This window comes from Haladaptatus sp. CMAA 1909 (assembly GCF_043952005.1).
Classification (GTDB): domain Archaea; phylum Halobacteriota; class Halobacteria; order Halobacteriales; family Haladaptataceae; genus Haladaptatus.
Window position 1 is genome coordinate 3,340,907 of sequence record NZ_JBIOAV010000001.1, and the last position, 12,853, is coordinate 3,353,759.

Annotated in this window: 15 protein-coding genes; 8 read left to right on the plus strand and 7 right to left on the minus strand. The window is 62.8% G+C overall.

Annotated features, from left to right (window positions below; all coding sequences use genetic code 11):
- Window positions 1–22 precede the first annotated feature (22 nt).
- On the plus strand, window positions 23–259 hold the full coding sequence (locus ACGYLY_RS18020; RefSeq protein WP_395283491.1) for a hypothetical protein: 237 nt from the start codon (window positions 23–25) through the stop codon (window positions 257–259).
- Here the strand turns inward: ACGYLY_RS18020 and ACGYLY_RS18025 are convergent.
- Complete coding sequence (locus tag ACGYLY_RS18025) at window positions 256–1,599, minus strand: M28 family peptidase (protein WP_395283492.1); 1,344 nt, start codon at window positions 1,597–1,599, stop codon at window positions 256–258. The two genes, ACGYLY_RS18020 and ACGYLY_RS18025, sit on opposite strands and share 4 nt — an antisense overlap.
- A gap of 88 nt (window positions 1,600–1,687) precedes the next feature.
- Here ACGYLY_RS18025 and pepF point away from each other — a divergent pair, with 88 nt between their 5' ends.
- The 5 genes from pepF (at window position 1,688) to ACGYLY_RS18050 (ending at window position 8,148) form a co-directional block, all read left to right on the plus strand.
- Window positions 1,688–3,478, plus strand: coding sequence for an oligoendopeptidase F (gene pepF, locus ACGYLY_RS18030; protein ID WP_395283493.1), 1,791 nt, complete (start codon window positions 1,688–1,690; stop codon window positions 3,476–3,478).
- 152 nt (window positions 3,479–3,630) lie between these two features.
- Window positions 3,631–4,854: a proteasome-activating nucleotidase gene (locus tag ACGYLY_RS18035; RefSeq protein ID WP_395283494.1), complete on the plus strand. Its 1,224-nt coding sequence runs from the start codon at window positions 3,631–3,633 to the stop codon at window positions 4,852–4,854.
- Between the two features lie 410 nt (window positions 4,855–5,264).
- Entirely contained in the window at window positions 5,265–6,557 is a 1,293-nt protein-coding gene (locus ACGYLY_RS18040; RefSeq protein ID WP_395283495.1) for a glucose-6-phosphate isomerase, read from the plus strand.
- Window positions 6,558–6,741: 184 nt separating this feature from the next.
- Window positions 6,742–7,344 (plus strand): BGTF surface domain-containing protein, encoded by a 603-nt coding sequence (locus tag ACGYLY_RS18045; protein WP_395283496.1) that lies wholly within the window; start codon window positions 6,742–6,744, stop codon window positions 7,342–7,344.
- Between the two features lie 42 nt (window positions 7,345–7,386).
- Window positions 7,387–8,148 (plus strand): lysostaphin resistance A-like protein, encoded by a 762-nt coding sequence (locus ACGYLY_RS18050; protein WP_395283497.1) that lies wholly within the window; start codon window positions 7,387–7,389, stop codon window positions 8,146–8,148.
- Window positions 8,149–8,187: 39 nt separating this feature from the next.
- Here ACGYLY_RS18050 and ACGYLY_RS18055 read toward each other — a convergent pair whose 3' ends face one another.
- Entirely contained in the window at window positions 8,188–8,646 is a 459-nt protein-coding gene (locus ACGYLY_RS18055; RefSeq protein WP_231185509.1) for an NOB1 family endonuclease, read from the minus strand.
- Window positions 8,647–8,892 carry a PRC-barrel domain-containing protein gene (locus tag ACGYLY_RS18060; RefSeq protein ID WP_231185508.1) on the minus strand — a complete coding sequence of 82 codons (246 nt, stop codon included), beginning with the start codon at window positions 8,890–8,892 and terminating at the stop codon, window positions 8,647–8,649.
- A gap of 161 nt (window positions 8,893–9,053) precedes the next feature.
- Here ACGYLY_RS18060 and infB point away from each other — a divergent pair, with 161 nt between their 5' ends.
- Both infB and ACGYLY_RS18070 read left to right on the plus strand, forming a co-directional pair.
- Window positions 9,054–10,859 carry a translation initiation factor IF-2 gene (infB, locus tag ACGYLY_RS18065; RefSeq protein WP_395283498.1) on the plus strand — a complete coding sequence of 602 codons (1,806 nt, stop codon included), beginning with the start codon at window positions 9,054–9,056 and terminating at the stop codon, window positions 10,857–10,859.
- An 83-nt stretch (window positions 10,860–10,942) separates the two neighbouring features.
- On the plus strand, window positions 10,943–11,173 hold the full coding sequence (locus ACGYLY_RS18070; RefSeq protein WP_395283499.1) for a hypothetical protein: 231 nt from the start codon (window positions 10,943–10,945) through the stop codon (window positions 11,171–11,173).
- On the opposite strand, the gene ACGYLY_RS18075 is transcribed toward ACGYLY_RS18070, so the two are convergent.
- Genes ACGYLY_RS18075 through ACGYLY_RS18090 form a run of 4 tightly spaced genes read right to left on the minus strand, consistent with a single transcriptional unit; the run spans window position 11,154 to window position 12,765 of the window.
- The gene (locus ACGYLY_RS18075) at window positions 11,154–11,549 is read right to left on the minus strand and encodes a DUF5811 family protein (RefSeq protein WP_395283500.1); all 396 of its coding nucleotides are present in this window, start codon (window positions 11,547–11,549) and stop codon (window positions 11,154–11,156) included. The genes ACGYLY_RS18070 and ACGYLY_RS18075 overlap by 20 nt on opposite strands.
- 57 nt (window positions 11,550–11,606) lie before the next feature.
- Window positions 11,607–12,080 (minus strand): pyruvoyl-dependent arginine decarboxylase, encoded by a 474-nt coding sequence (locus ACGYLY_RS18080; RefSeq protein WP_395283501.1) that lies wholly within the window; start codon window positions 12,078–12,080, stop codon window positions 11,607–11,609.
- A 38-nt stretch (window positions 12,081–12,118) separates the two neighbouring features.
- Complete coding sequence (lwrS, locus tag ACGYLY_RS18085; protein WP_395283502.1) at window positions 12,119–12,490, minus strand: LWR-salt protein; 372 nt, start codon at window positions 12,488–12,490, stop codon at window positions 12,119–12,121.
- Window positions 12,490–12,765, minus strand: coding sequence for a 4a-hydroxytetrahydrobiopterin dehydratase (locus ACGYLY_RS18090; protein ID WP_395283503.1), 276 nt, complete (start codon window positions 12,763–12,765; stop codon window positions 12,490–12,492). The genes lwrS and ACGYLY_RS18090 overlap by 1 nt, the downstream gene beginning before the upstream one ends.
- Window positions 12,766–12,853 lie beyond the last annotated feature (88 nt).

The following is a 12,853-nucleotide window of genomic DNA, read 5'->3' on the forward strand; positions in this document are numbered from 1 at the left end:
GGCTCCCCTCTTTTTCGCGTGCATGGTTAACGATGAACTATTGTGGGACGTAACGACGAACGTCGTTCTCGGCGTCGTTGCCATCTCCGTCGGACAGGTCCTCGGCGGTATCGCCGCGAGCGCTTTCGGTTTCTTCGGAATAATTCTGTATGCCCTCTTCGCGCTCGCCTCGCTGGTCATCGGCGTCTACCTCGTCGTTCGCGGGGCCGGAAAACTCGTCGAAGAAATAGTCCGGCGCGAAGTCAGACACCGGGCTTAGTTCCAGTCCTCCGGCCAAACACCGGCCGCCCGCATCCCTTCTTCGTACTCCTGCTCGCGGAGGTTTTCCACGAGGTCTTCGGGTTTCGGTCGCGGAATGTCTTCGCGGGCGGCCACCTCGCGGACGAGAAGCGCCGCCAGCATGGCGTGTTCGCGGAGGTTCCGGTCGTCCACCTTGTCCCGCGTGTCGGCGTGGGTGTGACCCCACCCTCGGCCGCGTTCGCCGGGCGCACTGTTGTCCGGTTCGCTGTGCAGTTGCAGCGCCGGGACGCCCGCCTTTAGGAACGGCCAGTGGTCGCTGAACGGGTGGACGCCCTCCTGAAGCAGAATCGGCTGATTCGACTCCCCGGAGACGGTTTCGACGACCGAACGCATCGTCTCAGAACCGTGGAGGTACGCCCGCATGTCGCGGAACCGTCCCGCGCCGTCGACGTTCACGACCGCTTTGACCCGGTCCGTGTCGAGCGACTCGACCAGCGCTTCGGCACCCAGCAGGCCGATTTCCTCACAGCCGACGCCCACGACCCGGACGCGGGCGTCGAGGTCCACCTTCGAGAGCAGGTGCGCCATCGCGACGACCACGGTGATTCCACACCCGTTGTCGAGGGCACCCTCCGCGATATCGTGTGCGTCCAAGTGCGCGACGACGACCACTTCCTCGTCCGTCTCCGGGCCGAGTTCCGCGACGGCGTTGTGGCTCGTTCCCGGTTCGGTTCGGGCGTCCACGACCAGCCGTGCGGTCCCGTTTTTCGCCGCGTATTCGGTCAACCACGCGCCGGACTCCTTGCTGACGCCGACGGCGGGAAGCGCGGCCTCGTCGCCGAACGTGAGCGAACCGGTCGGCGGTAGCTGACCCGGAACGTGGTTGTGGAAGATGAACCCCTCCGCACCCGCGGCGGCGGCGTAGCCGAACTTCTCCATCCGGTGGATGAACCTGCTGCCCTCCGGGGTCGTCGTGCTGGCGATGGCTATCTTTCCGGCCACGTCCTTTCCGTCTATCTCGTCCGGCATACCGTGACCCACGTCCACCAGTTCCCCCCGGACGTCCCCCGCGATCGAATACGGGAGCGCGATGGTCTCGAACGACCGTTCTACGGGGTCCGTCAGGGCGAGTTCCGCGGACCCGCGACTCCAACAGTCCATGTCGAACGGTTCGAGGTGGGCGTTCCGCGCTCCGGCCCGTTCGAATCCCTCTACCACCAACTCTGCCGCCCGCCGCTCGCCGGGATGGCCGCCCATCCTGTTTTCGAGCTCCGTCAGTTTCGTCAGAAATTCCCACGGATAGTCGTCCTGCCACATCTCTCCGAGCGCGCCGCATATCTCCTCGGACATACTGGCCATGCGTCGTCATCCGTTAAAAACCTCTTTTTGGCGGAATTCCTGCCACCGGAATCTCAACGTTTACGGGCGGGGTGGTTCAAGGTATGGTATGAGTTCTGTTCCCGAACGGAGCGATATCGACGCCCAATACAAGTGGAATTTGGAGAGCATATACGCGACCGACGAGGAGTGGGAGGAGGCGTACGAGGACGTGGAGGAGCGCCTCGGCGAGTTGGAGAAGTACGAAGGTCAGGTGACGGACGACGGCGAAACGCTGTTCACCGTCCTCCAACTTTCGGACGAACTCGGGCGCGAGGTGTCCATGGTCGCCTCCTACGCCCGAATGCGGAGCGACGAGGACACGTCCGACCAGGAGTATCAGGCGCTCGCCACGCGCGCCCAGTCTCTCGCGTCGCGCGCCGGGAGCGCGACGAGTTTCGTCGAACCCGAAATCCAGTCGTTGGACCGCGACGAACTCGACCGGATGATAGCCGAGACGGACGGACTGGAGACGTACGAACATGCCTTGGACGACGTGATTCGGATGAAAGAACACACCCGTTCCGCGGAAATCGAGAACCTCCTCGCGGAGTTCGGCGAGGTCACGGGCGCGCCGAACGACATCTACAGCATGCTCTCGAACGCCGACATGACGTTCCCGACGGTCGAAGACCCCGACGGGGAGTCGGTGGAAATCACCCAGAGCAACTTCGTCAACCTCCTCAAGAACCCCGACCGCGAGTTCCGCCAGACGGTGTACGAGGGCTACTTCGACGAGTGGAGCGACGTCCGAAACGCCGTCGGCGCGGCGTACAAGAACAGCGTCAAGGCCGACGTGAAGTACGCCCGTGCCCGGAACTACGACACGGCACGGGAGGCGGCGCTCGACGGGCCGAACGTCCCCGTCGAGGTGTACGACAACCTCCTCGACACCGTCCGGGACAACCTCGACAAACTCCACCGTCACGCGGAACTCAAGCGCCGAAGCCTCGACGTGGACGTACTCCGGATGTGGGACGTCTACATGCCGATGACCGACACCGAAAGCCCGGACCTCGACTACGACCAGGCGGTCGAGTACGTCGTGGACGCGGTGGGTGCGCTCGGCGAGGATTACCAGTCGCGCGTCGCGGAGGGAATCGAGTCCCGATGGATCGACGTGTACGAATCGCAGGACAAGCGAAGCGGTGCCTACAGCGGCGGGACCTACGACACCCAGCCGTTCATCCTGATGAACTATCAGGACGACATCGCGTCGATGTACACGTTGGCCCACGAACTCGGCCACTCGCTGCACTCGCAGTTGACGAGCGAGACGCAACCGTACGCCTACAGCGGATACGAGATATTCGTCGCCGAGGTGGCGAGTACCGTCAACGAGGCGCTGTTGACCCATCACCTGCTCGAAACCGTCGAGGACCCCGATTTCCGCCGCCACGTCCTCAACGAGTACCTCGAACGGTTCCGTTCGACCCTGTACCGACAGACGCTGTTCGCCGACTTCGAGTATCGCACCCACCAAGTCGCGGAGAACAACGAGGCGCTCACCCCCGACAGGTTGGACGGGATTTACGGCGACCTGAAACGCGAGTTCTACGAACCCGCCGCCGTCGACGAGCGAATCGAGCGCGAGTGGATGCGTATCCCCCACTTCTACCGCGCCTACTACGTCTACCAGTACAGCACGGGAATCAGCGCCGCCGTCGCACTGGCCGACAAAATTCTGAAGGAGGGCGAACCCGCCGCCGAGCGGTACCTCGACTTCCTCAGCAACGGGTCGCGCGAGTATCCCCTCGAACTCCTTCGCGGTGCCGGCGTCGATATGAGTTCGCCGGAACCGATTCAGCGCGCCCTCGACGTGTACGGGGAGCAGTTGGACGAGATGGAAGCGCTGCTCTGAGAGGGACGGTTCCGTACGTTTCGCGTCATCTCTGCTCCGTATTACGCGTGAAACCCCGAGAGTGAGCGTCGAAGGTCGACTGATACCGACCTTCCGAGTCCACCCGCGACCCAAAGGCACTTTTAATGTGGCGCCATACGCTTGAACAAGAAATGTCACGCAGTCCATCCGTCCCAGACAGACCGACGCTCGAATTGGACCCGGAGATGTCCGACGAAGAGCGCCTGTCGGCGCTCCAAGAGCATTTCACGGATATCACGAAGGTCAACGACAAACTCGGTGAGCGCGTCGATGCGGCGGCCGACCGGCGGGAGGACCTCGCGGAGGAGGTCGACAAACTCCAGCGCGAGAACGAGATGCTGAAGACGACCTCGCTGTACGTCGCAACCGTCGAGGACGTGACCGAGGACGGCGTCATCATCAAACAGCACGGGAACAACCAGGAGGTGCTGACCGACATGGCGGTCCAACTCCGGGAAGACATCGAGGCGGGTGACCGCGTCGCGGTCAACGATTCGTTCACCATCCAGCGGTTGTTGGACACCGAAAAGGACGCCCGAGCGCAGGCGATGGAAGTCGATGCGTCCCCGGCCGTCACCTACGGAGACATCGGCGGCATCGACGACCAGATTCGGGAGGTTCGGGAAGCGGTCGAGGAACCCCTCGTCAACCCCGAGCAGTTCGAGGAGGCCGGTATCGAACCGCCGTCCGGCGTCCTGCTCTACGGCCCGCCCGGCACCGGGAAGACGATGTTGGCGAAAGCAGTCGCCAACGAAACCGACGCAACGTTCATCAAGATGGCCGGATCCGAACTCGTCCAGAAGTTCATCGGCGAGGGCGCGAAACTCGTCCGCGACCTGTTCTCCCTCGCGGCGGAGCGCGAACCTGCCGTCATCTTCATCGACGAAATCGACGCCGTGGCGTCGAAGCGCACCGACTCGAAGACCTCCGGTGACGCGGAGGTCCAGCGGACGATGATGCAACTGCTCTCGGAGATGGACGGCTTCGAGGATCGCGGCAACATCCGCATCATCGCGGCGACCAACCGCTTCGACATGCTCGACAGCGCCATCCTCCGCCCGGGTCGCTTCGACCGCCTCATCGAAGTCCCGAACCCGACCGCGGAGGGTCGCCGTCGCATCCTCGAAATCCACACGGACGGCATGAACCTCGACGACGACGTGGATTTCGACCGACTCTCCCGGGCGACGGAGGACTTCAGCGGTGCGGAGATAGAGAGCCTGACGACCGAATCCGGCATGTTCGCCATCCGCGACGGGCGGACCGAAGTGACCATGGACGACTTCGAGGGCGCGCTCGAAACGATGGAGGCGGGCGACCAGTCGACGGTGCCGAACCTGCGGTACGCGTACTAATACCCACCTTTTGCTGTGGTCGGGAGCCGAAAGCGACGCCGAGCGGCGTCGCTTTCGGCCTTCCTCCCTTGCAAAATCTGGACCAAAACCTCGGTGCTCCCTGCGAGGTGCGAAGCACCTCTCCGGTCCGCTCCGAGTCCGTTCGCTTCGCTCACGGGAAGTAACGAGGAACCTGCGGGTGCGTCGATTGCTGTTCTCTGGCTGTTGTGAACATTCGGGTTTCGGTGGTTGTCTCGATTGCTGATTTGGCGGTTGTGCCGTCGGCCGATTCCAGCGGTCGTGAAAGTCCGAGAAACGACGACGTTCGTCGAAGATTCCCTCTCCACGGAAAATCGACCTGCTATCCGAAAACTACCGTTCACCGCGTCGAAGGAGGTGTCTTTTTTACGTCCGAGGATGCGGAGTTTCGTATGCGAGTTGACCTCGGCAACGCTCTCGACACAGTTGCCTCACCCGGCGTTTCACGCGACGCACTCTCCCGATTGGACGAACGCGTCGCGGACGCCCACGAGCGAATCGAAACCGGCCGCGCGAACGACGAACACGGCTACGCGTCGTTGAACCTCCCACAAACCACCGACGCGGAGGAAATCCGAACCGCGGTCGAACCGTTCGCCGACGCGGAAGCGGTGCTCACCGTCGGCATCGGCGGCAGCGCGCTCGGGGCGGCGACGCTGGCGAACGGACTCGACTCGGACGTGGACGCCTACTTCCTCGACAACGTGGACCCCGAACACGTCGCGTCGCTCCTCGACCGACTCCCGCTCTCCGACACGGCGGTCAACGTCGTCTCGCGCTCGGGAACGACGGCGGAGACGTTGGCGAATTTCCTCGTCGTCCGCGACGCGATGGAGGACGCGAACGTGGATTGGACGGACCGAACGTTCGTCACAACGGGCGAGGAGGGAAACCTCAGAAACCTCGCCGACCGTCACGACCTGCCCGCGCTCGACGTCCCCGACGGCGTTCCGGGTCGGTTCTCGATGCTCTCGACCGTCGGACTCGCCTGTGCCGCGATTCAGGGTCACGACATCGACGCCGTTCTCGACGGTGCGCAAGCCGAGGCCGACCGACTTTCGGGGTCGCTGTTCGAGTCGCCCGCCTACGCCTACGGCGCGGCGACCTACGCGCTGGACGAACGCGGCGCGGGAATCAACGCCGTGATGCCCTACGCGGAATCGCTCGAAACCTTCGCGGAGTGGTTCGCGCAGTTGTGGGCCGAAAGCCTCGGCAAGGACGGATTGGGACAGACGCCGGTGCGGGCGCTCGGCGCGACGGACCAACACTCACAGCTCCAACTGTATCGCGCCGGACCCAGCGACAAGATGGTGACGTTCGTTCGGCCGACCGAGCGGGAGAACCGCTCGATTCCCGAAACCGACCTTTCCGGCCTCGAATACCTCGGCGGTGCCAGTCTCGGGGAACTCCTCTCGGCCGAGTTCGAGGCGACCGAAGCGAGTCTCGCGGCGTCGGGCCAACCCAACGTCCGCCTCGAAATCGACCGCGTCGACGAGTACGGACTCGGCGAACTCTGTTACTGTTTCGAAGCCGCGTGCGTTCTCGCGGGCGAACTGTACAGCGTCGAGACGTTCGACCAACCGGCGGTCGAGTGGGGGAAACGTGCCGCTCGCGGCCTTCTCGGCGGCGGCGACTTCGAGGAAGCGGACGAAGTTGCAGAAAAATCGACGCTTACGGTAGAATAACCGCCGTTCACAAAGCATATACCGACCGACGAACTTCGCTCGTATGTCCACTGCGTCGGACGCTGAACGGCGCATTTTCAGTATGTACAGGCGACATTTGATTCGCATGGTCGTTATGATAGCCGTTCTCCTCTCAGCCGTTGCTGGCGTGACATCTGCGTGGGTATCACACGAATCCGGCGTGATGCGTACTACCCCGCTCAACCACGAGGAGACCACCGCGAACAACAGTTCGGTGTCGATTAATCACGAGGAGACCCCCATCGTTCTCGAAGCCGCGGGCGACCAATCGATCCGCGGGAACACGACGCTCGACCCGGGTACGAAACTCGAAGTGCAGATTCAGGCCCCGAATCAGTTCTTCATGTCCCAATCGGTGGCGGTTTCCTCCGACGGCACGTTCGCCGTAACGTTCAACTTCTCCGATTTCGAATCCGGCACGGAGTTCGGCGTGGTCGTCGGGTTACCACGAAACAACTCGACGGACCTCGACGCCTTGGCCACCGTCCATGGCGTCCTCCGAACCCGGTCGAAAACGACGGCGAACGACACCGCGACGACGACCGAAGCGATGACGTCCACGACCGCGACCGAAACCACGGCGATGGCGTCGGAGACGTCCGAGGCGAGCACTTCGAAAGCGACCGAAACCACCACTCGAACCGCCAGCACGGACCTCGAAAAGGCCGCGGACCCGCGGACCGAGAGCGAGGGGCAACCGGGATTCGGCGTCCTCCTCGCGCTCGTCGGGCTTTTGGGCCTCGGCTTGTTCCGTCGAACCGACTGACCGGTCGGAGAACATTTACCGTCGTGGGCGCATCGTTTCGACATGGAAGACGGTACCGTGACAGGCGTCGGCGAATCTTCGGCCCCTACATCGCTCGGCGAGATGGTGCGTGCAGTGCTTCAAAGCGGCGCGCTCGGTTTTTCGGGGCTCCTCGCCATCTCCGTGTGGGCGTCGATCCTCCTCGTTCTTGCCGGCGGTCGGGTCGGAACCATGGTTCAATCCGGTCTCAGTGTCGTTTCGTTGGGTCTCGGAACGGGGACCGTCGCCCTCATTTTCCTCGCCGGGCGAGGACTGGGTCGCTCCTACCTCGATTTCGAAATTCCGACTCGACGTGACCTCGGCTACACCGCCGCGGGAATCGTCGTAATCTTCCTCGTGATGTTCCTGCTGTCGTTCCTGCTGACTCAACTCGGCGTCCGGACGGCAAGTCACAGCGTCGAGCAACAGGCGCGAAACGGCAATCCGGCCATTCTACTGCTTTTCATCCCGCTCTCGTGGCTCGTCATCGGGCCGTGCGAGGAGCTGCTGTATCGGAACATCATTCAGAAGTCACTGTACGATTCTTTCTCGGAGTACGGTGCCGTCGTCGTCGCGAGCATCGTGTTCGCGCTCGCCCACGTCCTCGCCTACGCGACGGGTTCGACGCTCCTCGAACTGGCGGGGACGCTCCTCGTCATCTTCTTCCTCTCGCTCGTCCTCGGAACGGTGTACCTGAAGACGGGGAACCTCACGGCGTCGGCTCTCGTTCACGGGACGTTCGACGCCATCCTCTTTGCGTTGATGTATCTCCAGTTCGCCGGCTGAATGCGGACGAGCGGGAACCGCGTTCGTCCGTACGCCCCGTCAGTTTGGATTCTTCCGCGAGAGCGGGCTGCCGCAGATGGGGCACCGGTCCTTGTTCTCGTCGAACTCCCGACCACAGCCCGAACACTGGAACGACCAGTCGAGCTGTTCCTCGATACCGTCCTGCGCGATGACCTCGACGGTCACGTCCAATCGGTCGGCGACGTTCTGCATCGCGTAATCGTCCGTGACGAGGGTTCCATCGAGTTCGAACGCGGACGCGACGAGTCGGATGTCGGTATCCGAGAGCACGTCCAAATCGCCCGTGTGGTCCGCCGCGCGTTGCACCTTCTCGACGGCGTCGTCGCGGGGGATGTGAATGTGCATTCCCGAACCCTCCATGGCGTCGAATCGGAAGGCGTGTTCGCCTTCGAGTTCGTCCTGAACCATCGGAATCGACGCCGTCTGTTGGGTGGTGTGATACTCGTTGATGAAGGCTGAGGAGTCTAAAACGTACATTTACCGCTGAACGACGATGTAGTCTTTAACCGCTTGCACTCGGTTTACGGGTAGTTCGAAATGACCGTCTTCGTTGGTGTCGAGGTCGACGGTGTCTGTATCGAGCTGTTCGTCGGGTTCGACGACGAGGCTCGATAGCCCCCCCGTCTTCAGGTTCATCGTGATGTTGTAGAGCATTCCCAGTTCCGTACCGTCAGAACCCATGACGGCCTTTCCCGAGAGGTTTTCCGCGAGTATGCTCGGCATACGAGGTGATTACCGACCGCTACTACATAAACTCCACGGGGAGTAGCCGTCCGCTTCGACGGAATGTCCGGCGAATCGAGGGACAGCCGGACGAGCGTGGCGATGGAGTTAAATGCCGTGCGGGGCTGTTCTGTGATAAGAACTTCTCCCGGGTGGTAGGTATGTCGGACACAGATACACACGAAACGGAAACTCGATCCCTCAGGACTCCCATCGTCGCAGTCCTCGGTCACGTCGACCACGGCAAGACCAGCCTGCTCGACAAGATCCGCGGCTCGACGGTCATCGAGGGCGAGGCGGGAGCGATTACACAACACATCGGTGCGACGGCCGTGCCGCTCGACGTGGTGTCGAAAGTCGCCGGGAAACTGGTCAACCCGGACGACTTCGACCTGCCGGGGCTACTCTTCATCGATACCCCGGGTCACCATTCGTTTACGACCCTTCGTTCACGAGGCGGGGCGCTCGCGGACATCGCCATCCTCGTGGTGGACGTAAACGACGGCTTCCAGCCGCAGACGGTGGAGGCCATCAACATCCTCAAACAGTCACAGACGCCGTTCATCGTCGCCGCGAACAAGATAGACACAACGCCGGGATGGAACCCCGAGATGGACGCCCCGGTCCAGCAAACGTACGACGCACAAAGCGACCGCGCGCGCTCGACGCTCGACAGCAGCCTGTACGAACTCATCGGAGAACTCAGCGACGCGGGCTTTTCGGCGGACCTCTACTGGCGCGTCCAGAACTTCCAGAACAACATCGGCGTCGTCCCCGTCAGCGCGGAGACGGGCGAGGGCGTCCCCGACGTCCTCACGGTGTTGATGGGATTGGCCCAGCGCTACATGCGCGAGGACATGGAGATAGACGTGACGGGACCGGGTGCCGGAACCGTCCTCGAAGTCAAGGAGGAGAAGGGCTTCGGGACGACGCTCGACGTGGTGCTGTACGACGGCACCATCCGAACCGACGAGACCATCGTCGTCGGTGGGATGAACGAACCCATCGTGACGGACGTCCGCGCCCTGTTGAAACCGCGACCGCTGGCCGAAATCCGGACCGAGGACCGGTTCGAGAAGGTCGATTCCATCGCGGCGGCGGCCGGGGTGAAGATCGCGGCACCGAATTTGGACGAGGCGATGGCGGGTGCGCCCGTCCGCGTCGTCCGCGACCGCGAAATCGAGGACGTCGTCGAGGAGGTCCAAGCGGAACTCGCGGAAGTCGAGGTCAGTACTCAAGAAGAGGGCGTCGTCGTCAAGGCGGACACCCTCGGCAGCCTCGAAGCCATCGTCAGTACGCTCGAAGAGGAAGAGATCCCGGTCATGCGTGCGGAGGTCGGCGACGTGGCCCCGCGGGACATCCGCTTTGCGACCACGGCGGACGAACGGAAGCACGAGACGATTCTGGCGTTCAACGTGGATGTCCTCGCCGACGCGGCGGACGAGGCGGAACAGCGTGACGTTCGACTATTCGACAGCGACGTCATCTACCAACTCATCGAGGAGTACGAGGAGTACGTGGACGAGATGGAGCGCGCCCAGCAACGGACCGTCCTCGACAACATCTCCCGACCGGCCCGCTTCCGTATCCTCGAAGACCACGTGTTCCGACAGAACGACCCGGCGGTCGTCGGCGTCGAAGTCATGTCGGGCACGGTGCGGAACAACTCTTTCGTCGCCAAGTTCGAGGCGAACGAACCGAAGCGCGTCGGCACCATCAAAGGGATTCAGGAGCAGGGCGAGGACGTGGACGAGGCACGCGCGGGAAGTCGCGTCAGCGTCGCCATCGACGGCCCGACGGTCGGCCGGCAGATAGACGAGGGCGACGAGTTGTGGATCGAACTCCCCGAAAAACACGCCAAGATTCTGGAACAGGAGCTATCGGACGACATCCCCGGCGACGAACTCGAAGCGCTTCGGATGTATCTCGACAAGCAGCGCAAACGCGACCCCTTCTGGGGCAAGTAAAACCCGAGGCGGGCGATACGGTGCGGGAGTTACGCTTTAGTTTTTCGCGGTAATAGTTTCCCCCGGAGGGATGAATCGTGCGTGTGAGAAACCGATTCGACAGTCGTATCGCCCGCTGGCCGGTTTCGTACTACGACCTCGTCCTGCTCGCCGTGCCGTCCGTGTTGCTCGTCGGGTTGGTTGCGGCGGCGACGCTCTCGATTCCGTTTCACCTCGGAATAACCGTCGCAAGTATCGTCTCGGCGAGTTTCATCGCCGACGCGATGTTCAATCGACCGCCGTCGAACCGGCCGCCTAGCGGGCGGTCGGCGTGATTTTGTCCTCGATCGCCTGCTTGACTTGCAGGGCGGCGCTGGCCGCGAGGCCGCGGGCGACTTCGTCGCGCTCTTCGGCGTCGATGAGTTCGTTGTCGTCGAGTTCGTGCGTTTCCGGTTCGAACCCGGCGCTGACGATGTGACCAACGGGAGGTTGCACCGACACGGACGCCTGCGGACCGGTGAGGCTGTTCGTCACCTGCGAACCGATGACGTACTCCTCGGGGAGGTACTTGCGAGTCAGCGTTGCGATATCCGCAACGCTGTCCCGTAGATGGCGCCGCTGCTCGGGAGTAAGTTCATCGACATCGACGGCCGCTTGTTGGCCGGCCGGCGTCACGTCGGGGGTGCCAGCGTAGGGAGTATTTCCATTCATTCGGGCTACTGCCCTTTGATAAGGGGGAGTGCCGTATAAACCCGTCGTCCCCGGAAACTAACAAATCGGCTCGCTTTCGCCGTACACCGCGAGGACGAGGGCGGTGACGTACGTCCCGGATTCGGCGTCGGTGCTGACGATTTTCGTCTCTTCTCCCGAAAAATTCCAGTCGCGCAGGTCGCGACCCGCGTCCAACCCCGCCCGGACGCGGTCTTCGATCTCCGTCGCGTCGGTGTCGCCGGCGGCCTCGTAGAACAGTCCCGCGCCGTCGCTTTCCGTCCATCCCAATCCGGCCGAGACGTGCCCCGGTCCGGCGCGCGTCGCGCGTGCCTCTACCACCGTCAGGCGATTTCCGGCCGGTCCGAGGTCGGGTGCGGTCCCGACCGTTTCGACCGACGTGTCGGCGGGGATGACCGACGAGACGGAGACGAGGTTGTAGTTGTGAACGTTCGCCTCCGCCAGCGCGGCGTCGTACGACGACATCCTTGTCGGTCCGCTCGCGGTTCCCCAGACGACCCGAATCGTGCTCATGGTCGGTGGTCGGTCCGTCGCGGGAAAGGGTCTGTCGATTAGCGCTCGACTTCGACCGAACTCCCGAGGTACTTCGAAATCACTTCCGACACCGAATCGGCCTTGAACGCCGCCAAATCCTCGGCGATTTCGGCCTTCAACGCGTCGTAATACTCCTCGTCCGTTTCGAATACGCGATACTCGACGCTCGTCACGGGTACGCCCAATGCTTCGCTCGTCAACGTCCGAAAGTAGCGTTCGTCGCCGATGTTCCCCCGCCAGAGGTTGTCGCGGAAGAACTGCCATCCGTCCTCCCCCGGCGGGTCGGCGCGGCGATACAGCCGCGTCTCGAACTCCTGCGGGTCGAGACCGACCCCCGGGACGTCCGGTTCGAGGCGGAACCGAACAGCGAAGACGTAGCGGGCGTCCATCAGCGCAGATCGTCGAACCGCTCCGCCATCTCCACGTCGTCGTCCGTGATGCCGCCCTCCTCGTGACTCGTCAACCGAACCTCGACTTCCTTGTACCCGATAATTATTTCGGGGTGATGGAACTCCTCTTCTGCGACTTCGCCGACGTCCGTGGCGAACGAGACGCCGTCCAAGTAGTCGTCGAACTCGTATGTGCGGACGATTTCGTCACCCTCCCGCTCCCAGTCGTCCGGTTTCTGACTGTCTATCTCCTCGTCCGAGAGCAAATTCGCCATACGCCCGTGAACGGGAGGGACGTAAATAAAGCCACTCGCCCAGCTTTTACGACGGTCGAGCGTTCGGCGCGGGTCGAATCGACCCGCG